Genomic DNA, 25,717 nt, shown 5'->3' with positions numbered 1-25,717 from the left:
TTGTGATTTCGTAGCGTGCGGATTGTGCGGGCATGCGGCGGGTCCGCGCCACATGGCTTTCCCTCAGGCAGCCGCCGCGCGCAGCTTGAAACGCTGGATCTTGCCCGTCGCCGTCTTCGGCAACTCGGGCACGAAGGCGATCCAGCGCGGGTACTTGTAGGGCGCGAGCCGGCTCTTCACGTGCCCCTGCAGGTCCTCGGCGCTCGCCTGCTGTCCCGGCTTGAGCACGACGTAGGCCTTCGGCTTCACCAGGCCGTCCTGGTCCGCCACGCCGATCACGGCGGCCTCCAGCACGCTCGTGTGCGTCATCAGGCAGGCCTCGACCTCGAAGGGCGAGACGTAGATGCCGCCGACCTTGAGCATGTCGTCGCTGCGGCCGCCGTAGGTGTAGTAGCCGTCGGCGTCGCGCGTGTACTTGTCGCCGCTGCGCGTCCATTCGCCGGCGAAGGTCGCCTTGGTCTTCGCGCGGCTGTTCCAGTACATGATGGCCGCGCTCGGCCCGCTGATCTGCAGCTCGCCGATCTCGCCGGGCCCGCACTCGTGGCCGTCGTCGCCGACGATGCGCACCTCGTAGCCGGGAACCGGCTGCCCGGTCGTTCCGTAGCGGACCTTGCCGGGACGGTTGGACAGGAAGATGTGCAGCATCTCGGTGGAGCCGATGCCGTCGAGGATCTCGCAGCCGTATTCGGCGGTCCAGCGCTGGCCGATCTCCGCCGGCAGCGCCTCGCCCGCGCTGGTGCACACGCGCAGCGCGATCTCGGACTTCTTCGGCTTGTTCGGATCCGCGAGCAATGCCGCGTAGAGGGTCGGCACGCCGTAGAAGATGGAGGGCCGGTATTCCTTCAGGATGCGGAACACGTCCGCCGGCGCCGGCCGCGTGGGCAGCAGGATCGTGGTCGCGCCCACGCTCAGGGGGAAGGTGAGGGCGTTGCCCAGGCCGTAGGCGAAGAACAGCTTGGCCGCGGAGTACACGACGTCGTTCTCGCGGATGCCCAGCACCCCGCGGCCATACAGTTCCGCGGTCTGCACCAGGTGGCTGTGCAGGTGCACCGTGCCCTTGGGCGTGCCGGTGGAACCGCTGGAATAGAGCCAGAAGCACACGTCGTCGCTGCAGGTGCCCGCCACCTCGCTGTCGGCCTTGCCGGAAGCAATCAGGTGCGCCACCGAATGCTCGCCCTCGCCGCCGGCCACGAACATCTGCTCCAGCGTCGAGATCCTGCCCACCAGCGGCTCGAATGTGGGCAACAGCGCCCTGGACACGAAAAGCGCCTGCGCGCGCGAGTCGCGCAGCATGAAGTCGAAGTCCTTGGTCGTCAGCAGCGTGTTGGCCGCGACCGGCACGACGCCGGCGAGGATGCAGCCCAGGAACACCACGGGCCACTCGAGGGTGTCCAGCATGGCCAGCATGACGCGCGTTTCGGTCTTGAAGCCGCGGTGGCGCAGCGCCGCGGCGAAGCGGCGCGCCTGGTCCTCGAGTTCGCCGTAGGTGAGCTTCGCGCCGCTGGTGGCATCGATGTAGGCGACCTTGTCCGGCCGCGCGGCATTGCGCTTCAGCAGGTCGTGCGCCGCGTTGTAGTCGCGCGGAATTTCCACGCGGGGCGGGCTGGCGCCGTGGTCGGCGTGGCTCAGGTGCATGTCTTGTCTCCTCGCGGCCTTCCCGATCCGGCTCAGGAAGCGTCGTTCACGCCGTCTGCTTCTGCATCACCGGAATCGCTTCCTTCTCCAGCCACTCCCTGCACCATGCCGCGCCCAGTTCCTCCGGCATCGTCCCCGCGCTGGCGTCGTGGCACCAGAGCTCGCCGATGCGCTGTGCGCCCAGTCCCTGCAGGCGCTCGTCGAACTTCTTGCCGCCGAAGCAGAAAGTCTGTGCATAGGTGCGGTCGCCGAGGGCGATCACGCCGTAGCGCACATGCCCCAGGAAACGGGGCTGGGCGTCGAGCGATTCATACAGGGCACGCGCGTTGTCGGGCACGTCGCCGGAGCCATAAGTGGACGTGCAGATGAGATATAGCGCATCTTCGTCAAAAACGGAAGAGTCCCTTCCGTCCATCATGGTGATGTCGATCTCATCCACCAGGTCGGCGCAATCCATCTGGATGGCCTGGGCGACATAATCGGCCGTGCTGGTCATGGTGCCGACGAGGATCTTGAGCTTCATGTGGTTCCGATCACATGCAGTAAACTGCTTGACATGTCGATGATGGGAAGTATACTGCAATCTTGATCCAGCGCAAGGTTTCTGCAGAAAACGCTCCCGACATGCAGCTCATGACCGACACCGACAACCGCGCGACGCTCGCCGAGCTGGGGGCACGCGTGCGTGCCTGGCGCGCGCGGCGCGGCATGACCCGCAAGCAGCTCGCCACCGATTCCGGCCTGTCCGAACGCTTCCTGGCCGACGTGGAAACCGGCAAGGGCAACGTGTCGATCAACTCGCTGGAAGCGGCCGCGCGCGCACTGAACATCACCATTCTCGACCTGCTGCAAGACGCGCCGCGCCCCGCGCTGGCCCGCGCGCAAGGGTTGCTGGCGCGGCTGGACGACTCGCAGCTGGACCAGGCCCATGCGCTGCTGGCCACCACCTTCGGCCTGGCCGACGCACAGGGCCGCGAGCAGCGCATCGCGCTGGTGGGACTGCGCGGCGCGGGCAAGACCACGCTGGGCGCGCAACTGGCCGCCGAACGCGGCGTGCCCTTCATCGAACTCGATCGCGAGATCGAGCGCGAGGCCGGCACCAGCATGAACGAGATCCTGCTTCTGCACGGGCAGGCCGGCTACCGCCGCTACGAGCGCCGCGCGCTGCTGCGCATCGCGGAGGAACACGCCGACGGCGTGGTGATGACCACCGGTGGCAGCATCGTGAGCGAACGCGAGACCTTCGACCTGCTGCAGAACCACTTCTACTGCGTCTGGGTCAAGGCCAGCCCCGAAGAGCACATGAGCCGCGTGGTGGCCCAAGGCGACATGCGTCCCTTCACCGCCGCGCATGGAGAGAACGCGATGGGCGAGGCGCTGGAGGACATCCGCCGCATCCTCGCCAGCCGCGAAGCCCTGTACGCGCGTGCCGACGCGGTGATCGACACCGCCGCGCGTACCGTCAAGCAATCCCTGAAAGACCTGGCGCGGGCCGTGCCCGCAGCGCAGGCGAACCCCTGGAGACCCGATGAATGCCATGACCGAACCCCTGCTGTTCAAGCAGGTGCTGGCCGGCGAGGAGCGCGAGCTGGTGAGCTTCGCGACCCACCCGTCCCGCTACCGCCACTGGAAGCTGGAAGTGCAGGGCGACGTCGCCCGGCTCAAGCTGGACATCGACGAGGACGGCGGCATCAAGCCGGGCTACAAGCTCAAGCTCAACAGCTATGACCTGGGCGTCGACATCGAGCTGCACGATGCGCTCAACCGCATCCGCTTCGAACATCCCGCCGTGAAGGTGGTGGTGTTCGAAAGCGGCAAGGACCGCATCTGGTGCTCGGGCGCCAACATCTACATGCTGGGCCTGTCCACGCACGCATGGAAGGTGAACTTCTGCAAGTTCACCAACGAGACCCGCAACGGCCTGGAAGACTCCTCGCGCCAAGAGGGCCTGAAGTCGGTGGCCGCGGTCACCGGCGCCTGTGCCGGCGGCGGCTACGAACTCGCGCTGGCCTGCGACCGCATCGTGATGGTGGACGACCGCTCGTCCACGGTCAGCCTGCCGGAAGTCCCGCTGCTGGGCGTGCTGCCCGGCACCGGCGGCCTCACCCGCGTGACCGACAAGCGCAAGGTGCGCCGCGACCTCGCGGACATCTTCTGCACCACCAGCGAAGGCGTGCGGGCCGACCGCGCCAAGGACTGGAAGCTGATCGACGGCCATGCCAAGCCGCAGCAGTTCGGCGCGCTGGTGGACAGCGAAGTGGCGGCGCTGCGCGCGCAATCCAAGCGCGGCGGCCCGCAGCAGGGCATCGAGTTGACGCCGCTGAAAGCCACGATCGACGAGCAGGGCTACCACTACGGGCTGGTGGACGTCGCCATCGACCGCGCCGCCCGCATCGCCACCTTCACCGTGCAGGCGCCCAAGGCCGCCATCGAGTCCACCCCGAGGCGATCGTCGCGGCCGGCGTGAAGTGGTGGCCGCTGCAGCTGGCCCGCGAGCTGGACGACGCGATCCTGAACCTGCGCACCAACGAGCTGGAGATCGGCACCTGGGTCATCAAGACGCGCGGCGACGCCCAGCTGGTGATGCAGGCCGATGCCACGCTGGAAAAGCACAAGGACCACTGGCTGGTGCGCGAGACGCTCGGTGCGTTGCGCCGCACGCTGGCCCGCCTGGACGTGACCAGCCGTTCGCTGATCGCCCTCGTGGACGAAGGCTCCGCGTTCGCCGGGACCCTGTACGAACTGGCGCTGGCCTGCGACCGCATCTACATGCTGGACCTGCCGGATGCGCCCGACGCCGCGCCCGCGCTGCGCCTGAACGCGGCCAACTTCGGCCGCTATCCCGAGGTCAACGGCCTCACGCGCCTGCAGACCCGCTTCAACGAGGACGCCCAGACCATCGCGCAACTCCAGGGGCTGCAGGACAGTCCGCTGCGCGCCGACCAGGCGCTGGGTCTGGGACTGGTCACGCTGACCCCGACGACATCGACTGGGACGACGAGATCCGCCTGATGCTGGAAGAGCGCGCCTCGCTCTCGCCGGACGCGCTCACCGGCATGGAAGCCTCGCTGCGCTTCCCGGGCCGCGAGACGATGGAAACGCGCGTGTTCGGCCGCCTGTCCGCTTGGCAGAACTGGATCTTCATCCGCCCCAACGCGGTGGGCGAGGAGGGCGCGCTGAAGCTGTTCGGCTCGGGCAAGAAGGCGAAATTCGACTGGAAGAGGATTTAAGACATGAGCACGATCGACCTGCAGGCCAAGATCCCCAACAACGTCAGCCTGGCCGACAACCGCCAGCTGCAGCGCGCCCTGGAGCACTGGCAGCCCGCCTTCCTGCGCTGGTGGGACGAGATGGGCCCGAGCGACTTCAACGCGAAGGACGTGTACCTGCGCACCGCCGTCGGCGTGGACGCCTCGGGCTGGGCGCAGTACGGCTACACGCCGATGCCCGAATACCGCTGGGGCATCTTCCTGGCCGACAAGCAGGAAGGCCGCAAGATCGGCTTCGGCGACTTCATGGGCCAGGACGCATGGCAGGAAGTGCCCGGCGAGTTCCGCTCCACCTTCCGCCGCCTGATCGTCACGCAGGGCGACACCGAGCCCGCGTCGGTCGAACAGCAGCGGCTGCTGGGACACACCGCGCCCTCGCTGTACGACCTGCGCAACCTGTTCCAGGTGAACGTGGAAGAGGGCCGCCACCTCTGGGCCATGGTCTACCTGCTGCACGCCTACTTCGGCCGCGACGGACGCGAGGAGGCGGAGGAACTGCTCGAGCGCCACTCGGGCGACCCGGACAAGCCGCGCATCCTGGGCACCTTCAACGAGCCCATGGACAACTGGCTGTCCTTCTTCATGTTCACCTACTTCACCGACCGCGACGGCAAGTTCCAGCTCAAGTCGCTGGCCGAAAGCGCCTTCGACCCGCTGTCGCGCACCTGCCAGTTCATGCTGACCGAGGAAGCGCACCACATGTTCGTGGGCGAGACCGGCGTCGGCCGCGTCATCAAGCGCACGCTGGAGGTGATGAAGGAGCTGGACACCGACGACGCCAAGCGCATCCGCGAGCACGGCGCCATCGACCTGCCCACCATCCAGAAGTTCATGAACTTCTGGTTCACCAGCTCGCTGGACCTGTTCGGCTCGGAATCTTCCTCCAACGCCGCCAACTACTTCAGCAACGGCATCAAGGGCCGGCCCGACGAGGCCAAGTTCTCCGACCACGTGGAGTCGGGGACGTCGATGACCATCCAGGTCCCGGACGGCAAGGGCGGCGTGCGCGACGAGGCGATCTCGGTGCGCAACGGCATCAACGAGATCACGCGCCTGGAATACGCCAAGGACTGCAACATCGGCGTGACGCGCTGGAACATGCTGGTGCGCAAGAACGGCGTGCCCTTCGAGTTCAAGCTGCCGTCCACGCGCTTCCGCCGCCAGGTGGGCGCCTGGGCCGGCCTGCACACCGACCCGCAGGGCCAGCCGATCACGGCCGCCGAATTCGAGGCGCGCAAGGACGAATGGCTGCCGACGCCGGAGGACATCGCCTTCGTCAAGTCGCTGCAGCAGCGCGTCACCGAGCCGGGCAAGATGGCGGCGTGGATCGCGCCGCCGGACCGCGGCATCAATGCGCAGTCGGTGGAATACGAATACGTGAAGCTCTGACCCCGGTCAGGCCGGCAGCAACTCCCGTTGCTCGCTGGTGCGGAACAGCGACACCGCCTGGACCAGCCGGGAGGCCTGCTGGTTCAGGCTTTCGGCCGCCGCGGCGGCCTCCTCCACCAGCGACGCATTGCTCTGGGTGACGCGATCGATCTGCGTCACCGCCGCGCTCACTTCGGAGATGCCCTTGTGCTGCTCGGTGGTGGCGGTGCTGATCTCCGAGAGCAGGGTGGTGACCTGCTGCACCTGGCGCACCACCTGCGCCATGCTTTCACCGGCCAGCTGCGCCTCGCGCTCGCCGGCGGTGACCTGGCCCACGCTTTCCTCGATCAGGGCCTTGATCTCCTTGGCGGCTGCCGCGCTGCGCTGGGCGAGCGTGCGCACCTCTGTGGCCACGACGGCGAAGCCGCGTCCCTGGTCGCCCGCACGCGCCGCTTCCACCGCCGCATTCAGCGCCAGGATGTTGGTCTGGAAGGCGATGCCGTCGATCACGCCGATGATGTCCGTGATGCGCTTGCTGGAGGCGGTTACCAGCGACATGGTGCCCACCAGCTTCTGCATGGCCTCCCCGCTGGCACCGGCCGAACGGCTGGCGGTGCTCGCCATCTCGCTGGCCGCGCGCGTGGTGTCCGCGTTGGCGCGCACGCCGGCGGTGATCTGCTCCATGGACGCAGCGGTCTGCTGCAGGTTGCTGGCCTGTTCCTCGGTCCGCTGGCTCAGGTCCTGGTTGCCGCTGGCGATCTGAACGCTGCCCGCGGCGATGTTGTCGGTGGCCTGGCGCACCGTGCCCACCAGCTGCACCAGGCTGCCGTTCATGCTGGCGAGCGCCTGCAGCAGCTGCGCCGCTTCGTCGGAGCCTTGCACCTCGATCCGGGAGCTGAGGTCGCCGGTCGCCACCGTCTCGGCGATCTGCACCGCCCGGCGCACGCGCGCGACGATGCTGCGGCTCATGAGGAGGCTGGTTGCAGCAGGACGGCCGCGGACAGGGCCAGGGCGATGGCGATCGACACCTGCGCGCGGCTCGACGCCGCGGCGCTTTCCGCCTGCGCCTTCTGCGAGCGGGTGGTGATGAGGGACGTCAAGGCCTCCATCTCCTTTTCCAGCGCCTGGAAGGAGTCCGAGAAGGCCAGCACCCGGTCGCCGGAGTTCACGGAATCCTTCATCGCGTCGCCGGCCAGGCTGCGCGCCTGCGCGAGGTACTGGTTCAGGCGGGGCCGAACGTTCGCCAGCGCCTGCCGCGTGGCGGCATCGAGGTTCATGCGGTCCAGCTTCTGCAGGGAGTCCACCAGCTCGCGGCCGTGCTCCTCCAGCTCCTTGGTGTTCGCCGCGGCCCTGTCGATCTCCCCTTCTGGCCGGCGAGCAGGGCGCCGTAGACATCCGCACGCACCGCGTCGTGCGCCATGTCGGCTTCCATCTGCAGGCGGATAGCCTCCTGCGCTTCGAGCAGGTGCTCCGACGTGGTGGACAGCTGGCTGGCGGCGGCGAGCCAGCCCGTGCCTCCGACGATGGCCAGGAAGGCCAGTGCAACAACGCTCAGGCCGAACAACTTGCGGCCGATGGTCCATTGGATCTTCACGAAACCCCCTCTCTTATGTCTGCCCCGCCGCTTGTAAGCATGCGTAAGCGGAGGGAAAGGTAGCAGGGATTTGATCCAGGACAAATTCGCGGCCCGTAGATTGACGTGGAGGCGCAACGCGCCACCGGTCAACGGTCGCCGGGGCCCGCCGGCAGGCGCCACGTAGAATGGCGCACTTCGGAGCGTAGCGCAGTCTGGTAGCGCATCTGGTTTGGGACCAGAGGGTCGTAGGTTCGAATCCTATCGCTCCGACCAAAGCCTTTCGTACTCATGCCGCATCGGGCAGGGGTGCAATCTCCGCATAGACACTCAGGAACTCGGCCCCGCGCCGGTCGCACCCGCCCGAGATGTGGCCGAGGGCCAGTTCGCCGAGCTGCTGCAACTGTTCCTCAATGTCCCCGGCCGCGATCCCGAAGTGCTGCGCGAGCGAACGCAGTTCCGCGGCGACCTCGCCCACCCGCAACCCTGACTTGTACAGGTTGATGTCGAACGAACGGCGGGGATTGCCCGCTTCGCTGGCTTCGAGGTACAGGAATGCGGCCTGCGGACTGCGCATCGCCGCCCTGCGCACGATCGCGCGCGCGAGTTCGAGGCCGGCGCCGGGCGACTGCGCAGGGTAGCCGTCCGCCATGCGGCGCTGGATGTCGCGCAGCCCGAGCAGCGGGTGCACCATGTAGCGGGCCTCCTCGTGGTGGCCGGGACGTGCGCTGCTCCACTTCACGCCCAGGTGCAGCAGTTGCGCGCAGCGGGCGCCGCTGCGCACCGCGCGCCGCGCCTCGTCCCAGAACTCCAGATACACCTTGTACATGCGCGCCGCGTCGCTCTCCTCGGTGGCGAGGAACACCGCGTTGGCGCGCTCCCAGTGCTGCGCGAGCAGTTCCTGGCCCGCAGGCGGCATCCCGAGCTCGCCTGCCAGCGTCCACAAGTGCGAAGGTTGGATCGTGCTGCGCTGCACCCCCAGGAGCAGGCGATCCCGCAGCAGGCCTCCCTGGACCATCTTGAACGACTGCTCGCGTCCGTGCGGCCAGCCCTCGGCGCCCACGCGTTGCAACAAATCGTTCCACGCCGTCAAGTCATTGCGTCGGTTTTCCGGAGAGGGTGCGGATTGCGTCACGTACCGTCCATATGGATCATTGTTACCGTGTTTGTGTCGTTTTGTTTCTTTAATTTACGAGATGCGTGCGACTGTTGCGGCCCGTTCCATCGCCTTTGCCCCAGCGTGGCTGCGCCTTTTCACGGTGTGTCGGAGATGTATTTGCACACAGGCAGCTGGTAACACGCGGTTGTATGTGCCCCCTGCACGCGATAGGCAGCCTTAAGTGCTTGCCCTATAAATCTTCCCGTCGACCAGTCATCGACACTTTACGACCGAATATCCGGCACCCCATAACTACTCCAGCGCCGGGGAGATTCGACGATCAACAAGAGACTCGGCGGGTCCGGCGACCCGTCTGAGGGGTGCCATGCAATCGATTCGTTCGGTGCGCGAAGCATTCGCGCGTTCCTGGATCGCCACGCAGATCCGCGGCGCATTCGGATCCGTCCAGCCTGAAGGCCCGTCCCGCACGTCGCGCCGCCGCCCGCGGCGCAGCGACTTCGCCCTGGAGGCCATCGAGCCGCGGCTGCTGCTGTCCGCCAACGTCAACTATCCCGACGCGCCGAACGCGGGCGATGTCCTGGTCACCAACCTCACGCTCGGCGTCGTCGACGACGGCGGGCTGCAGGTGCGCCTGACCCAGACGGGCACCGCCAACCAGGTGTTCTCCGCGGCCATCGCGGCCACCGAGAACACGATCAACGTCAGCCGCGCGGTGCTGCCGGGGATGTTCAGCGACACGCTGACCATCGACACGGCGAGCCTCGCCCTGCTGAACCCCACCGGCGATGCGCTCACCATCAACTTCGCCGGCGGCGGGCAGGACTTCTTCAAGGACAAGGTAATCCTCTCGGGGACCGCTTCCCTGGGATTCGACTTCACGGTCAGCTCCAATGCCGACATCGAGGTCGCATCCACCGCCTCCGTGACGTTGACGGGCGGGCACGACCTGGCGTTGAGCGTCACGCAGGCGAGCACCGGTTTCGCCAACGACCTGCTCACCCCGGAGGAGGAGGCGCTGGCGGCCATCGTCGCGGGCGACCCCAGCAACGACTTCGACTTCGATTTCTACGCCGACGTCGATGCGGAGATCGACATCCTGGGCGTGCTGAGCGCGCATGACGTCAAGCTCACGTCCTCGGCGAGCATAGCCATCGACAACGGCGGCCTGGGCCTGGGCAGCCTGCAGCTCGCCTTCATCTACGCCAATTCCGCGGCGGAGGTGAACATCGGTGCCACCGGCGACATCACGGCCACGGGCGCCCTGACGGTGTCGTCCCTGTCCGACGTGTCCGCGGTGGCCTCGCTCGCGGGCATCGCGTCCCAGAACGACGGCGACGCCGACGCCGCGGTGGCGGTGTTGATCCTGTTCAGCGACGCCGACTCGCATGTCGGCGGCTCGGCCGACATCGACGTCACCGGCGCCTTCGACCTGTCCGCCGACAACGTCGTCACGGCCTCGGCGCTGGCCGACGGCACGCTGGCCGGGGCCGGCGCCAGCCTGGCACTGGCCTGGGTGGATACCGGCACGCGCGCCGCCATCGGCGGCAGCGCCACCGTCGACGCGGCCAGCGTCTCGGTGAACGCCAGTTCGCAGACCACGGTGACGGTGCTGGCCAAGGCCAGCGAGGACGGCGCCACCGACAGCAGCAACTCCGACGGCGCCACGGCTTCGCAGGACGCGCTGGCGAACAACGATGCGTCCACCGCGGGCGGCAGCGTGACGTTCGCGGGAGCCGTCGCGGTCGGCACGGTGCTGGCGGACAGCGAAGCCTCGGTGGACACCAGCGGCCACGTCGCCTCCACCGGTTTGCTGGACATCTCCTCCACCGCCGCCACCGACGCGAAGACCAGCGCCGACGGCAGCAGCACCGCGGACGACGCCACGGGCGTGGGCATCGCGGTCGCGATCGGCGTGGACGTGCTGGACAACCATGCCTACGTGGACGGCAGCGGCGTGAGTGCCGGTGCGCTCGACGTGCAGGCGCTGACGGGCACGCGCAGTTTCGACTTCCTGCCCGCCGCCGTGGCCAGCGATGCGATCACGCTCGCGGACGGCGCGCACGGTTTCCGCACCGGCGACGAGGTCGTCTACCAGCACGAAGGCCTGGCCGCCAGCGAGATCGGCGGCCTCGACGACGACGCCCATTACTTCGTCGCGCTGCAGTCGGACGGCAAGATCAAGCTCTACGACACCAAGGAGCATGCAGTGGCGGGCGGCGCCACCGGCCTGGTGAGCCTTTCGAGCGCCGGTGCCAGCGCCGACGGCCACAGCCTAGTCGGCGCGGCGAAACTGAACCGCTTCGCCGTCTCCGCCGTGGCCGGTGCCAGCAGCGGCGACACCGGCGTGGCCGGTGCGCTCGCCATCGGCGTGGTGATCAGCGACACCAGCGCGGCGATCCGCGACGGCACGGTGGTGGCCATCACCGGTTCCGGCGCCGTGCAGGTGAAGGCCGAGAACTTCATCCGCAGCGAAGTCAAGGCCACCGGCAAGCAGGAAGGCAGCCCGGACGTGGGCGTGGGCGGCAACTTCGCCCTGAACATCGGCGAGACCGACACCAACGCGCTCCTGGGCACCAATGCCAACCTCACCGGCGCCGGCGACCTCACGCTGGCGGCCGGTTCGCGCAACGACATGGATACCAGGGCCGAGGGCGGCGCGGCGGGCGACACCGCCGTGACGCCGGTGGTCGCGATCAGCGTCTCCAACAACGAGACCCAGACGCTGCTGAAGGCCGAGTCGCTGCTCGGCACGATGACGCTGGGAGACGACCTCCTGGCCACCGCCGACCACCAGGGATCGGTGAAGACCTCCGCCGAAGGCGACACGACCTCGGGCGACACGGGCGTCGGCGTTTCGCTGGCCCTGAGCATCGGCACCGACATGGCGCTGGTCGCCCTCTCGCGCGACCTGAACGCGGGCGGCCTCGCGACGCTGACGGCGCGCAACGTTTCGTCCAACAGCGCGAAGTCCAAGGCCAGCGTGGCCGGCGGCGATTCCGCCGACGAACCCGCCGAAGGCTCGCCCGAGGAGAGCCAGGGCGGCGTGAACAAGCAGGTGGCGGACAACCGCGACCTCGCGTCGAACCGCGCCTCCGCCGAAGGCGGCGACTCCGCCACGCCGAGCACCAGCGGTGCGTCGGCCGAGGGCGCGGGCGGCGACAAGGTGCAGGTGGCCGGCGCGATCTCCGTGGGCATCCAGTCGTCCACGGCGCGCGCCCGCATCGACAACAACCTGACGGTGGCGACCGGCACGGTCGGCAGCGACGGCGTGCTGACCCTGAAGTCCGAGAACAACTCGGACTCCGAGGCGGTCGCGGACGCCAGCACGGTCATGGCCCGCACGGTGGAATTCAATCCCACCACCAGCGGCATCGTCGATGCCGAGAACGACAGCATCGACCTGGGCGCCGGCCACGGCTTCAGCACCGGTGACAAGGTCATCTACCGCAAGGATCCCGGCGGCACCCTCGTCGACGGCCTGGAGGATGGCAAGGCGTATTACGTGCGCATGGACGGCAACGAAGCCAAGCTGTTCGACACCAAGGCGCATGCGGAGGGCAGCGGCACCGACGGCCTGGTCGCCATCGGCGACACCGCCGCGACCGGCAGCGTGCACGGCTTCGAAGCGGGCGGCGGCCCGACCGGCACCGGCGTGGGCATCGCCGTCGCGGTCAACGTGGGGACGGTGACCAACGAAGCGCTGCTGGGCGACAGCACGATCACGGCCGACGGCCTGGTGCTGCACGCCAGCGTCCCGATGGCGGGCGGCAACCAGCTGCATGCCTTCAGCGCGGAGGCCACTTCCGGCTCCAGCGGCGCGGACACCGGCGTGGCCGGCGCGCTGGCCATCAACGTGGGCCTGAGCCGCAGCGCGGCCAGGATCGCGGACGGCGCGACCGTCACGCTGAACGCTGCAGGCAACGTGAGCTGAATGCCGGCAACAGCGTGACCAACAGCGCCAAGGCCACGGGAAAGCAGTCCGGCGGCGGCAGCATCGGCGTGGGCGCCTCGATCGCCATCAACGTCGGCGAGACCGACACGGATGCCTTGCTCGGTGTCGACGCCACGCTCAGCGGGGCGAACGACGTGACGCTGGAAGCCACGTCCCGCAACGACATGACCACCACCGCCGAAGGCGGGTCGGCGGGCGAAACGGCCGTCACGCCGGTGATCGCGGTCACGGTCTCCAGCAACGAGACCATCGCGAAGCTGGGAAGCCTGGATCCGCTGATCGCGGCCACGACCACCGTCGGCGACGACCTCGACGTCAAGGCGCGGCACATCGGTTCCGTCGAGACCAAGGCCGAGGGCGACACCGAGTCGGGCGACACTGGCGTCGGCATCTCGCTGGCCCTGAGCATCGGCTCCGACTTCGCCGAAGCCAGCACCGCCCGCAACCTGAGCGCGGGCGGGCTGGTCGCCTTCAACGGCCGCAGCGTGTCGTCCACCTCCAGCAATGCCAAGGCCAGCGTGGCCGGCGGCGATGACGAGGAGCCCGCCGAGGGCTCGCCGGATGCGACCGAGGGCGGCGTCAACAAGCAGGTCAAGGACAACCGCAACGCGGCCAACAGCAAGGCTTCGGCCAACGGCTCCGACTCGCCGGCGCAGAGCACCGACGGCGCTTCCGCCGAGGGCGAAGGCGGCAGCAAGGTGCAGGTGGCCGGCGCGGTCGCCATCACCATCCAGAGTTCCACGGCCCGCGCGAAGATCGACGACGGGCTCGTCATCGTGGCCGGCACGTCCTCCACGGACGGCGTGCTGACCCTCAAGTCCGAGAACAATGCAGGGGCGGAAGCCATCGCGGATGCAAGCACCACGATGGAGGGCGAAGGGGCGGACGGCGGCACCGGTGTCGGTGTCGCCGTCTCCGTCAACGTGGCCAACGTGGTGAACGAAGCCATCCTCGGCGACAGCACGGTCACCGCCGACGGCGTGGTGGTGCAGGCCCTGGTGCCCGCCGACGGCGGCGACCAGGTGCACGGCTTCAAGGCCGAAGCCACCTCCGGCGCCAGCGGCGCCGGGACCGGCGTGGCCGGCGCGCTGGCCATCAACGTGGGCATCAGCCGCTCCCAGGCGAAGATCGCCGACAACGCCACCCTCACGCTGACCGGCACCGTCGCCGACCGCGACGTGTCGCTCTCGGCGGAGAACTTCGTCTCCAACACGGTCAAGGCCGGCGCCAAGCAGGAAGGCGGCAGCGACATCGGCGTGGGCGCCTCGATCGCCGTCAACGTCGGCGAGACCGACACCGACGCCGTGGTGGGCAGCAATGTCCTGATCAGCGGCGCGAACGACCTCACGATGGTCGCGTCGTCCAAGTCGGCGATGGCGACCGAAGCGGAAGGCGGCTCCGCCGGCGACACCGCGATCACCGCGGTGGTGGCCGTTTCCGTGGCCGACAACGACACCCGTGCCGAGCTCTGGCGGGCGGCACGCTCACGCTCAGCGGCGGCCTCGATGCCGACGCATCGCACGAAGGCTCGGTCTTCACCGACGCCAAGGGCGACACCGAGTCCGGCGACACGGGGGTGGGCATCACGATCGCCGTCTCCATCGGCACCGACTCCGCCATCGCCACCACCGGCCGCGACATCACGGCCGCGGGCGACGTGCAGTTCGGCGCCAGCACCATCTCCACCAACCGCGCCACCGCCCGTGCGAGCGTCGCCGGCGGCGAACAGGAAGAAGAGCCCGCCGAGGGCGAACCGGCGCAGGAAACCACCGACCAGAAGGTCGGCAAGCAGGAAGACTTCGCCAACAGCCGCTCCAGCGCGAACGGCGGGCAGACCGACGGCGGCACCAACAAGACCGACGCCGCCAGCTCGGACACGTCCGGCGGCTCCGTCAGCGTCGCGGGCGCGGTGGCCGTCACAGTGGCCACTTCCACCTCGCGGGCGGCCCTGCCCGAATTCCGGACCGTCATCGCGGACAGCGACGATGATGGCTCGGGCGCGCTCATCCTGACCGCCGCGAACCTGACCGATGCGACCGCCACGGCCGACGGCAGCGCCGTCACCAGCAGCGGAGGCACCGGCGTCGGCGTCGGTGTCGCGGTGAACGTGGCGACGGTGCACAACGAGGCCTACGTGGGTGCGGGCGCGACCGTCGAGGCCGCGGGCCTCACCGTCGAGGCGAAGATGGCCCAGCGCGAGCTCGAGGTCGAGCCGGCCCTGGTGAACCTGGTCGACACGGACGCCGAAACGCTGTTCATCGGCAAGGGCCACACGATCAAGACCGGCGACAAGGTCACCTACCAGAATGGTGACGGCAACGAGATCGGCGGTCTCGACGACGGCGACAGCTACTACGCGCGCGTCGAGGACGGCGGCAAGGTCATCCTGTACGAAGGCTCCGACGACGAGGAGGGCGAAGCGCGCGCCAAGGCCGGCGGCACCGTAGGCCGGGTGGACCTCACCGACCAGGGCACGGGAAGCGGCCACAAGTTCGAATACGGCGGCCTGTTCGGCCTGATCGGGCAGGACGAGGTGAGCTTCGACTCCGCCCAGCGCCGCGTGGTGGACCTCGGCGCAGGGCACAACCTGCGCACCGGCGACGCCGTGCGCTACGACAACGGCACCGGCGCCACCATGGGCGGCCTCACCGACGGCACCACCTACTACATCATCATCCTCGACGGGGACCGGGCCGAGCTCGCGACCTCGCGCGAGGACGCGCTGGCCGGCAAGGCGATCAAGCTGACCTCCAACGGCAACACGACCCAGCGCCTGTTCGACGGCACGCACACCATGCACGCCGAGGCGCTGTCCGGCGCCAGCGGCGGCGACATCGGCGTGGCCGGCTCGGTGGCGATCACGGTCGCCAACCTCGATTCGATCGCCGTTGTCGGCTTCGACGAAGGCACCATCGTGACCGCCACGCCAGCGAACGTGACGCTGGACGGCGGCGACGTGGACATCCATGCGGCCAACCGCAGCGAGAGCTTCGTCTCCGCGGCGCCCTCCGGCGTGACCGGCGGCGCGGGGGCAGCAGCGTGGGCGTCGGCGCCTCCTTCGCGCTGAACATCCTGCTGGCCGACACCATCGCCGAAGTCCAGAACGGCGAAACGATGTCCGGCAACACCGGCCACTTCCTGGTGTCCGCCGACGCCGCCAGCGCGGCGCACACGCTCGCGGAGAACGGCGCCAGCGGCGGCGGCACCAGCGTCGGCGCCGCCATCGGCATCGCGGTGGTGGAAAACACCACCCGCGCGCGCATCGGCACGGACAGTGGCTCGGGCGGAACCATCACTCTCGGCGGCGACCTCGGCGCCACCGCCAGCCTGGACAGCACGGTGCTGACCACCGGCAGCGGCAGCGCGGCCGGCAGCGACGCCGCCGTCGGCGTGGCGCTGTCACTGAACATCGCGGTGAACAAGACCGAGGCCGAGATCGGCCGCAGCTTCACCGGCGCCCACGAGGTCGACGTGAAGGCCGCTTCGAAGGCGACCGTGACGGCGCTGAGCAAGGCGAGCGCCGCCGGGGCTTCCAGCGACACCAACGGCGACGAGGAGGGCGGCGAAGCCTCGAAGGACTCCGAGCAGGAGACCAACGCGCAGTCCGACCATGCCACCTCGCGCGCCGGCACCACGGCCAAGCCGGACTCCGACGCCCAGAGCAAGGCGCGCAGCGATGCCAGCGACGACACCGGCAAGGAATCCGGGCGCAATAGCGACGGCAGCAGCTCGAAGGCGGGTCTTCCAGCGACGGCCCGGCCGTGTCGGCCGCGGTCGCGGTGAACTTCCTGGATGCCGACACCACCGCGCGCATCGGCAGCAACGTGACCATCACCGCCACGGGCGCGATGGAAGTGCAGGCCACCAGCGTGGCGGATGCCGTCGCGCAGGGCCTGTCCACGGCCACCAACACCAATGCGGACACCGGCGTGGCCGGCGCGGTCAGCCTCAACATCGCGCTGATCGACAACCGCGCCGAGGTCGGCGACGCGACGCTCAGCGCCGACAGCATCGCCGTCGAGGCCAAGATGGCCAGTGGCGAGACCAACACATTCCAGAGCCGGGCGCTCGCGGGCGCCGCTTCCAAGCAGACCGCCGTGGGCGGCTCGGTATCGATCAACATCGTCGTGCAGGACACGGCAGCCAGCGTGGCCGGCGGCGCCACGCTGACGGCCACGGCCGGCTCCGTGGACGTGTTCGCCGAGAGCAAGAACGAGCTCCAGAACATCGCGGGCGGCGCGGCCATCAGCACCCAGAGCGGCGGCACCGGCATCGGCATCGCCATCGCCCTGAACGTCGTGGACCAGGAGACCCGCGCCAGCATCGGCGACAAGCCCACGCTGGGCGATGCGGCCGTGGTCACGGCCAGCGACTCCGTCTCCGTCAAGGCGACGTCGTCCGTGCTGCCCAAGAGCGAGGAACTGCCCGTGATCGGCACGGTCGCGGTCACCAGCTTCGCCGCGGGCGTCGCCGGCGCAGCCGGGGGCAATGCGGTCGGCGGCTCCAGCAGCGTCAACATCTTCCTGGTCGACACCAGCGCGCGCATCGGCACGCTGGCGGACGTCACCGCCACCGGCGGCGACATCGAGGTCGCCGCCTCCGACACGCTGACGCTGGTCAGCGCCGCGGGCGGCCTGGCCGCCTCCACCGGCAATGCGGGCGTCGGCATCGGCCTGGACGTCGGCGTCATCGTGCGCGACACCACGGCCTCCGTGGGCGCAGGCGCGGACCTGGTCGCCGGCGACGACATCTCGGTCGAGGCGACCTCGGCCGACGACATCACCTCCATCGCAGGCACCTTCGGCCTGAGCACCAGCGGCACCGGCGTGGCAGCATCGATCGCGGTGCAGGTGCTCAGCACCCAGACCCGCGCCTTCCTCGAGGACAGCCCCGACACCAGCCTGGACGCGGGCGGTGACGTGACCATCCGTGCCCAGGGCGACCTGGACTCGCTGATGATCGGCGGCGCCATCGGCGGCGGCAGCAGCGCCGGCGTCGGCGTGGCGAACACCACGATGGTCCACATCGACACGGTCGAGGCGCGCATCGGCGCCGGCAACCTGGTCGAATCGGCGGGCAGCGACGGCGTGAAGGTGGAGGCGGTCTCCACCGAGGAATTCATCGCCATCACGGCGGCCGGCGCGGCCGCCAGCTCGGTGGGCGTGGCGGTGGCCCCGACCATCAACGTCCTGAGCGAGACCACCACCGCGTCCGTCGGACGCGGTGCCGCCGTGAATTCCACCAACGGGATCGCCGCCGGCGTGCCCGACCTCGTGGTCAAGGCCAGCGATGCCACCACCATCGTCTCGGTGGCCGGCTCCATCGGCGCCGCGGGCTCCGTGGGCGTTGCGGTCGGCGCGGACGTGCTCTCCCTGGTCAAGAACACCTCCGCCTTCATTGATTCCGGGGTGATCGCCGATGTCGAGGGCGACATCGACGTCAACGCGATGTCCAGCGAGGACGTCACCTCGGTGGCGGCCGGCATCGCGGTGGGCGGCAGCGCCGGCGTCGGCGTGAACGCCAGCGTGCACGTGCTGAACATGACGACACGCGCCTACATCGGCGACCTGCCGGACTCCGGCCCGGCCTCGCTGGGCGCGGGCGACGTGCATGCCGGCGGCACCGTGCGGATCGCCGCGGACGACGTCACCGAAATGGACAAGGTGGTGGCCACGGTCGCCGTGGGCGGCAGCGCCGGTGTCGGCGCGGCGGCGACGGTCAGCGTCGTCAACAAGAACACACAGGCCTTCATCGGGCAGGGCGCCAAGGTCACGGGCGACGGCAACACGGCCGGCCTGTCGGTCAACACCGGTACCTTCAACGAGAGCTTCGTCGTCGACGCGCGCCCTTGTTCGACACCTTCGACCAGGGCGATGTCGACCTGGCGAACGATACCGTCAACCTGGGTTCCTCCCCGCTGGTCACCGGCGATGCCGTGACCTATCGCAAGGGCGAGAACGAGAACAACCTCGCCGTCGGCGGCCTGGACAACGGCGGCCGCTACTTCCTGCGCAACGACGGCGGCGTGGCCAGCTTCTACAACACCAAGGCCAACGCCATGGCCGGCGACGTGAGCATCGATCCCACCGGGCGGGTGGATGCCACGGCCGAGACCCTGAGCCTGGCCCCGAGCCACGGCCTCGACACCGGCGACCGCGTGGTGTACCGCGCGGGCGGCGGCACCGCGATCGGCGGCCTGGTGGACGGCAACGCCTACTTCGTGCGCGTCCAGGGCGATGACGTCACCTTCTACGACACCAAGCAGCATGCGCGCGACGGCGGCGCCCTCGGTCGGGTCAACCTGACCGACGACGGAACCGGCACGTCCCACAAGCTGGTCACGCGTGTCAACCTGACGCAGGCCGACGACGACGGCACGCCCAGCTCCGCCTTCGGCACCGGCCACGTCCTGACGAAGTCCGAGTTCCTGGAAGCGCAGGACGCCGTCAGCCAGGATGCGAACAGCCTCAAGGGCGGCGGCGAGGTCGACCAGCCCAACGTGAAGGGCATCGACTCCAACGGCGACGAAGCCGGCGGGACTACCGCGATCCCCGGCCAGCGCAACCTGACGGCGAACACCGCGACGGTGCAGGGCGTGGCGATCGCCGCCACCAGCCGCGACGACATCGAGACCTATGCCGCCGGCATCGGCGGCGGCACCGTGGGCGTGGCGATCGCCGCCGCGGTGAACGTGGTGAACGTCAATACCAGCGCCTTCATCGGCGCCAACGCGGACGTCAACACCGACGCCAGCGGCGCGGCTTCCGGCCAGAGCGTGTCCGTCAGCTCCGGCAGCGACTTCCACCACGTGGCCCTGGCCGCGGGTGCCGGCTTCGGCGCCGTGGGCGTGGCGCCCGGCGTGGACGTGACCGTGCTGGGCATGACCACCACGGCCAGCATAGGCGCCGGCGCGGACGTGCGCGCGCGCAACGACGTGAGCGTGGACGCGCACGCCACCGAGGACGTGCTGATGATCGGCATGGGCATCGCCGCCGGCTCCGTGGGCGTGGGCGGCGGCGTCAGCGTGCTGTCGATCACCAACGAGACCAAGGCTTCGATCAAGGGCGACGTGCATGCCGGCGGCGACGTGGCGGTGCGCGCCTCGGACGATACGTCCATGATGATGATCAGCGGCGCCCTCGGTGCCGGCTTCGTCGGCGTGGGCGCCTCGGTCGGCGTGACCGTGATCAGCAAGGACACGCAGGCCTTCGTGGACGACTTCGCCAGCGTGGACGCCAAGGGCCACGGCGCCGGCGTTTCCGGCGTCCTGACCTCCGGGCTCACCAGCGGCGACGCAGCCAACGGCTTCAGCACCGAGACCCGGCACGGCCTGGTCGTGCAGGCCACCTCCAGCGAGGAACTGCTGCACATCGGCGTGGCCGCCGCCGGCGGCTTCGTCGGCGTGTCCGGCGCGGTGACGGTCAGCGTGGTCGACTCCGACACGCAGGCCTGGATCGGCGATGCCGACATCAACCAGGAAGCGATCGCCTTCCTCACCACCGACGTCGACATCGCCACCGACGCCATCGCGCTCGGCACCGGCACCGGCCTGGTCAACGGCGACTCCGTCACCTACCGCAAGGGCAGCGGCGCTGCCGTCGGCGGACTGGAAGACGGCAGGATCTACTACGTGCGCAGCCTGGGCGGCGGCAACTTCGCGCTGTACGACACGGCAGCCCACGCCATCGCGGGCGGGGACCCCGGCCGCAAGAACCTCACGTCCGTGGGCGGCGGCGTCGGGCACGCCTTCGTGAACGCGGACGCCGCCAGCGGCCAGGGCGTCTTCGTCGGCGCCGCCAACGAGGCGCGCGCCACCACCTTTGCCGGCGCGATCGCCGGCGGCTTCGTCGGCGTCGGCGCCGCGGTCAGCGTGGGCGTGCTCACCAACGACACCAGCGCCCAGATCCTGGGCGGCTCCGCCGTCACCGCCAACGACAACGTCGAGGCGAACGCGGCCTCCATCAAGGAGGTCGACGGCTTCGTCCTGGCCGGCGCGGCCGGCGTGGTGGGCGTGGCGGCATCGGTGTCCGTCTGGTCCATCGGCTCGGCGATGACGTCCGACTACTCGGACAACAACGAGGACGGCTCGGAAGGCACCAGCGGCAACGCGCTTCAGGTTGGCTCCGGCCCGAAGACGGCCGACCAGGACGCCGCGGACCAGGGCCAGGCCGCTTCCGGCCAGGTCGGCAGCCAGTTGGGCGGCGCCTTCGGCCCGACGCCGCCGAACGATCCGGAGGCGGACAAGACCAGCGACGGCCGCATGGCCGGCGTCGTCAATGGCAGCGTCGCCACCCTGAATGCGAACAGCCTGTCGGCCGCGGAAGTCGGCTCGGCACTGGGCGCGGGGCCTGAGGCGATCAAGGGGACTTCGGCCACCATCGCGAGCAATTCGAAGACCACGGCCGGCGGCGACATCCGCGTGCAGGCGGTGGAAGACCTGGAGGTCGACCTGGTCACCGGCGGCGTCGCTGCCGGCCTGGTCGGCGTCGGCGCGGGCATCAGCGTCACCAACATCGCCTCCAACGTCACGGCGGCGGCGGGCGGCACGCTCAGTGCCGGCGGCACCCTGCGCGTGAGCAGTGACCTCGACGAGGACGTGGACGTGCTGGCCCTGGCGGGCGCCGCCGGCTTCGTCGGCGTCGGCGCCGCGGTGTCGGTGGTCAACGACGCCAGCACCAGCAGCGCGGGCCTTTCTGCAGGCGCGACCGTGGTGCGCGCCGGAGCGATCGACATCGACGCGAAGACGGACCAGAACTTCCTGACCGAAACGCCGGCCCTTGCCACGGGCGCGGGCGCCATCGGCGCATCCTTCACCAAGATCAGCATCGACAACCCCGGCGCCACCGAAACGCGGGCCTACATCGGCGCCAATGCGCAGATCGGCCAGGGCGTGGGCACCGTCGGCAGCGTCGAGGTCAACGCCGACTCCACGATCGACACCAAGGCCACGGCCTTCGGCATCAGCGTCGGCGCGATCGCCGGCAGCATCAACTTCGCCTTCGTGAACGTCTCGCCGGAGGTGACGGCCGAAGTCGGCGACAGCGCCGACATCCGCACCACGGGCAGCGTCACGGTCGATGCCGACACGCGCATGACCGCGGAGGGCAAGACCCAGGGCTTCGCCGGCGGCGCCGGCTCGCTCGCCGGCTCCTTCGTGTTCGCCAACCTCGCGCCCGCGGTCAGCGCCACGCTGGGCAGCGGCGCGACCGTGCACACCACCACGGGCGGCGGCAACGTGCGCTTCCGCGCCCGCTACAACACCCTGGGCGGGGACGGCGCCGTCGCCACGGCGCTCGCCGGTGCCGGCGGTGCCCTGCTGGGCGCCTCGGGCGCCGTTGCCTTCTCGGATTCCGAAGCCAACGTGACGGCCACCATGTCGGGCACGATCACCGCCGGTGGCGGCGTGACCATCGCCGGTGAAGCCGACAACGAGGCCCGGTCGACCGCCGCTGGCGTGGCTCTGGGCACGGTGGGCGTGGGCCTGAGCCTGAGCGACGCCCACGTGGGCGGCAGCGTCAACGTGCTGTCCAACGGCAACGTGACGGCGAATTCGCTGACCGTCAAGGCCGATGCGGACAACGTCGCCGAGAGCGAAACCTTCGCGCTGGCGGGCGGCCTGATCGCCGTCGGCGTCAACTTCGCGCAGACCGACCTCGACACCACGGTGAGCGCCCGCCTGGGCAGCGCGTCCACGGTGTCGACCACCAACGATGTCGCGGTGCAGGCGCTCTCCCACAACACGGGAACGGCCGTCGGCCACGGCGTCACCGTGGGCGGCATCGCCGTCGGCGGCATGGCCACCAAGGTGGACATCGGCCGCGGCGACGGCGTCGTGGAAGTGAACGCCGGCATGGACGACGGCGCCGACATCACCCACGCCCGCTTCGTCACCATCGACGCCAGCAACACCAACGACGCCTGGGCCAGCGGCCAGGCCGCCGGCGGCGGCGCGATCGCCGTGACCGGCGCCCTGGTGGAAGTCGACAGCGACCAGAGCACCCAGGTCACCATCGGAACCGGTGCGACCATCGCCAACGCCACTTCCGTGAGCCTGCGTTCCCTGAACCAGGAAAACCTCGACATGAAGTCCGAGGCCCTGCAGTTCGGCCTGGCCACCGGCGGCGGCGCCCTGGCCAGCGTGGAGGCGACCGGCGACGCGCTGATCTCCGTGGGCAACAACGCCCAGATCACCGCGGTCAACGTCCTGCTGAGCGCCCGCAACGCGTTCGACAAGACCCGCTTCGACACCCTGAACGAAGCCAACCTGGCGTCCGCCTCGGTCTCCCTGGGCGGCGTCACCGCGCTGCTGAGCGACACGGACGTCGGCACCGACAGCAACGAGTTCCAGGCCCGCATCGACGTGGGCAGCGGCGCGAAGATCACCTCCGCCGGCAACAACGCGGCGCCCGGCCTGCTGCGGCTGGAATCCTTCACCGACGTGGAGGCGCTGGACAAGGTCGAGACCGAAGCCTACGGCCTGCTGGGCATCTCGCTCGGCAAGTCCGACGTGTCGATGGACACCCGCTCCACCGTCAACATCGACGGCGCCACCGTGCGCAGCGTCGCGGGCGACGTGGAGATCACCACGCGGTCCAACGGCTACGCGCGCACCGACGTCAACACCACCATCGCGGTGGCGATCTCCGGCGCCGGCGGCTCGGTGGCGATCACGGACATCGAGACCCACAACGACATCCTTCTGAACAGCGCCACGGTCAAGGGCAAGGACGTCAAGCTGTTCGCCGGCCGCGACGCCAACGGGCAGGTGAACATCAGCGACGGCTATGCCAACGCCAACGTGCAGGCGTATTCGCTGCTGCCGGCGATCGGCGTTCCGATCGCCGCCGTGACCCTGGACGAGCACAACAACATCCAGGTGACGGGCAACAGCAAGGTGCAGGCGCTGCAGAACATCTACCTGCGCAGCATCGAAGGAATTGGCGGCGACGCCCGCGGCCACGAGTCCGGCGACGTGCTGTCGCTGTCCCTGATCCCCTACGGCGTGTCGGTGGATGACAACGCCAACACCAACAGCACCAACGTGGTGAACGTGGCCACGACGGCGAAGATCGAGGCAGGCATCAACAACCAGTCGGTCCTGCAGATCAAGCCGGTCTCGCTGCTGCCCTCGGGCATCAACATCGGCGATCCGCTCGACGCCGCGACGCGCACCGCGCTGGGCCTGGACGCGGACATCCCGTACCACTACGCGGCGCTGGACCTGGCCACCATCCCCTTCGCGATCAACACCGGGACGGTGATCAAGGTCGTGGCCGGCGCCAACGCCGGCGGCACCGTGGGCAACTTCTACCAGTTCATCCCGGTGTCCCAGTTCTCGCAGGAAGTGGTGCTGGAGCAGGAGAACTTCGCCAACACGGCGCGTTGGCGCCCGCTGGGCCCCACCCTCGAACAGGGCGATGCGCTGGCCAACGACGGCACGGCCATGCTGCTGGCCAACGTGGTGGTGTACGACAGCAACATCACCAGCCGCATCCGCACGGCGGTGGAAGGCGAGTTCTTCGTGATCAAGCCGGTGGAGCTCGATGCGCCGCAGCTGATCTACAAGAACCTGGGCAACGTGCTGCTGGAGCAGCGCGACAAGGTGATGGGATGGATCGCCAGCCATTCGAGCAATCCCGAGGCGGTGGCGCGCTACCAGGTGCAGCTGGAGCTGATCGACGAGGCGCTGGCGGAACTCGGGCTGCTGGAAGACGGCGACCTGGTGACCCCGGCATCCAGCCGACCATCCGGCGCGAACTGGACATCATCTTCGTGGAGGTGCCGAACATCTATGCCTCGCCCGGCTCCGTGTTCGTGGATGGCGACGCGGGCTCGCTGGCCGGCATCAACGCGCGCATCACGGACGGCGACATCGTGGCCCGCGCCGGCGCGAAGATCAACATCCTGAACAACACGCCGTTCACGATGACCGTGAACGACGCCGTGATCAACGACGCCCGCGTGGTGACTTCGGTCAACGGCCAGTACACTGTGCTCACCCCGGGCAACGTGTACTTCAACAACGTCGCGCTGACCAGCAACGAGAACGTCGCCGACAAGAAGATCGAGATCACGCAGAACCAGAGCGGGTCCTTCGACCTGGGCGACCTGGAGCTGCCGGCGCTCGACCAGGACCTGTACATCGTCGGCGACGTGGTGAACGAGACCGGCGAGGTCAAGATCCGCAACCTCGAGGCGAGCATCACCGTCTCGGGCGAGATCCGCGGCAACCCCGTGATCATCGAGGCCGCCAAGGACTTCACGCTCAACTCGGACGACTGGTTCCATACCGGCCGCGACCCTCGCCAGCTGGTCAACTTCGACACCTTGCGCCAGCTCGTCTTCAACGAGGCCGGCCTGCAGCAGCACCTCGAGTTCGGCGATGCGTCGACGGTCAATGACGGCGTCACGAACCTGGAGGCCGCCATCAACGCGCCCGGCGCGCGCATCCTGGCGCAGGGGACGATCGCCATCACGGCGCGCTTCCTGAACATCAACGGCCTGATCCAGAGCGGCGCGCAGAACGTCGAACTGCACATCGCCAGCACCTTCGAGCCGGGCACCACCGAGGAGCTGATCGACGTCAACGGCAACCCGCTGACCGGCGTGAGCTTCGGCACCGAGGCCATCCCGGTGCGGGCGCACTTCGACGCCGCGCAGCAGGCCATCGTGGTGGACGACCTGGTGCCGGAAGGCGGCCGCATCATCCTGGCCGGCCAGATCCTGAGCACCGGCGGCGGCATCATCCGCGCCGCCCACGGCTACGCCAACGTCGACATCACCAACGACAGCGACTACAA

The 25,717-nt window shown here is 69.3% G+C and carries 14 protein-coding genes, 1 tRNA gene and 1 pseudogene; 10 read left to right on the top strand and 6 right to left on the bottom strand.

All coding sequences use genetic code 11. The features are described 5' to 3' along the window. Positions 1-63 precede the first annotated feature (63 nt). Both HK415_RS08425 and HK415_RS08420 read right to left on the bottom strand, forming a co-directional pair. Complete coding sequence (locus tag HK415_RS08425; protein ID WP_171558119.1) at positions 64-1,635, bottom strand: benzoate-CoA ligase family protein; 1,572 nt, start codon at positions 1,633-1,635, stop codon at positions 64-66. 46 nt (positions 1,636-1,681) lie between these two features. Continuing rightward, positions 1,682-2,158 (bottom strand): flavodoxin domain-containing protein, encoded by a 477-nt coding sequence (locus HK415_RS08420; protein WP_171558116.1) that lies wholly within the window; start codon positions 2,156-2,158, stop codon positions 1,682-1,684. 110 nt (positions 2,159-2,268) lie between these two features. On the opposite strand from HK415_RS08420, the gene HK415_RS08415 reads away from it, so the two are divergent. From HK415_RS08415 to boxB, 3 genes and pseudogenes are all read left to right on the top strand, one after another. Then, positions 2,269-3,363 (top strand): helix-turn-helix transcriptional regulator, encoded by a 1,095-nt coding sequence (locus HK415_RS08415; protein WP_253261818.1) that lies wholly within the window; start codon positions 2,269-2,271, stop codon positions 3,361-3,363. After that, positions 3,269-4,865 (top strand): annotated as a pseudogene (gene boxC, locus HK415_RS08410) (2,3-epoxybenzoyl-CoA dihydrolase). The gene HK415_RS08415 and the pseudogene boxC overlap by 95 nt, the downstream one beginning before the upstream one ends. Positions 4,866-4,868: 3 nt before the next feature. Next, positions 4,869-6,293: a benzoyl-CoA 2,3-epoxidase subunit BoxB gene (boxB, locus tag HK415_RS08405; protein ID WP_171558114.1), complete on the top strand. Its 1,425-nt coding sequence runs from the start codon at positions 4,869-4,871 to the stop codon at positions 6,291-6,293. Between the two features lie 6 nt (positions 6,294-6,299). Here the strand turns inward: boxB and HK415_RS08400 are convergent, their stop codons facing one another. From HK415_RS08400 to HK415_RS24795, 3 genes are read right to left on the bottom strand one after another with little or no spacing between them, the layout of a single operon-like run. Then, positions 6,300-7,241: a methyl-accepting chemotaxis protein gene (locus HK415_RS08400; RefSeq protein WP_253261817.1), complete on the bottom strand. Its 942-nt coding sequence runs from the start codon at positions 7,239-7,241 to the stop codon at positions 6,300-6,302. After that, positions 7,238-7,576: a hypothetical protein gene (locus HK415_RS24800; protein ID WP_253261816.1), complete on the bottom strand. Its 339-nt coding sequence runs from the start codon at positions 7,574-7,576 to the stop codon at positions 7,238-7,240. Before HK415_RS24800 ends, HK415_RS08400 begins: the two co-directional genes overlap by 4 nt. Then, entirely contained in the window at positions 7,546-7,866 is a 321-nt protein-coding gene (locus HK415_RS24795) for a hypothetical protein (RefSeq protein WP_253261815.1), read from the bottom strand. The genes HK415_RS24800 and HK415_RS24795 overlap by 31 nt, the downstream gene beginning before the upstream one ends. 178 nt (positions 7,867-8,044) lie before the next feature. Between HK415_RS24795 and HK415_RS08395 the strand changes: the two genes are divergently transcribed. Next, positions 8,045-8,121, top strand: a tRNA-Pro gene (locus HK415_RS08395). A gap of 13 nt (positions 8,122-8,134) precedes the next feature. Here the strand turns inward: HK415_RS08395 and HK415_RS08390 are convergent. After that, positions 8,135-8,917, bottom strand: coding sequence for a hypothetical protein (locus HK415_RS08390; protein WP_171558109.1), 783 nt, complete (start codon positions 8,915-8,917; stop codon positions 8,135-8,137). Positions 8,918-9,329: 412 nt separating this feature from the next. On the opposite strand from HK415_RS08390, the gene HK415_RS08385 reads away from it, so the two are divergent. The 6 genes from HK415_RS08385 to HK415_RS08360 are packed head-to-tail and all read left to right on the top strand — an operon-like array spanning position 9,330 to position 24,825. Beyond that, entirely contained in the window at positions 9,330-12,896 is a 3,567-nt protein-coding gene (locus HK415_RS08385; protein WP_171558107.1) for a beta strand repeat-containing protein, read from the top strand. Between the two features lie 14 nt (positions 12,897-12,910). Then, complete coding sequence (locus HK415_RS08380) at positions 12,911-14,929, top strand: hypothetical protein (protein WP_171558104.1); 2,019 nt, start codon at positions 12,911-12,913, stop codon at positions 14,927-14,929. After that, positions 14,839-15,984 (top strand): hypothetical protein, encoded by a 1,146-nt coding sequence (locus HK415_RS08375; protein WP_171558102.1) that lies wholly within the window; start codon positions 14,839-14,841, stop codon positions 15,982-15,984. The genes HK415_RS08380 and HK415_RS08375 overlap by 91 nt, the downstream gene beginning before the upstream one ends. Next, positions 15,957-16,700, top strand: coding sequence for a hypothetical protein (locus tag HK415_RS08370; RefSeq protein ID WP_171558099.1), 744 nt, complete (start codon positions 15,957-15,959; stop codon positions 16,698-16,700). Before HK415_RS08375 ends, HK415_RS08370 begins: the two co-directional genes overlap by 28 nt. Continuing rightward, the gene (locus HK415_RS08365) at positions 16,679-18,856 is read left to right on the top strand and encodes a beta strand repeat-containing protein (protein ID WP_171558097.1); all 2,178 of its coding nucleotides are present in this window, start codon (positions 16,679-16,681) and stop codon (positions 18,854-18,856) included. Before HK415_RS08370 ends, HK415_RS08365 begins: the two co-directional genes overlap by 22 nt. Beyond that, entirely contained in the window at positions 18,766-24,825 is a 6,060-nt protein-coding gene (locus tag HK415_RS08360; RefSeq protein WP_171558095.1) for a beta strand repeat-containing protein, read from the top strand. Before HK415_RS08365 ends, HK415_RS08360 begins: the two co-directional genes overlap by 91 nt. Positions 24,826-25,717: the final 892 nt, after the last annotated feature.

This window comes from Ramlibacter montanisoli, from assembly GCF_013087525.1.
Classification (GTDB): Bacteria; Pseudomonadota; Gammaproteobacteria; order Burkholderiales; family Burkholderiaceae_C; genus Ramlibacter; species Ramlibacter montanisoli.
This window is presented reverse-complemented; position numbering and strand designations above follow the sequence as displayed.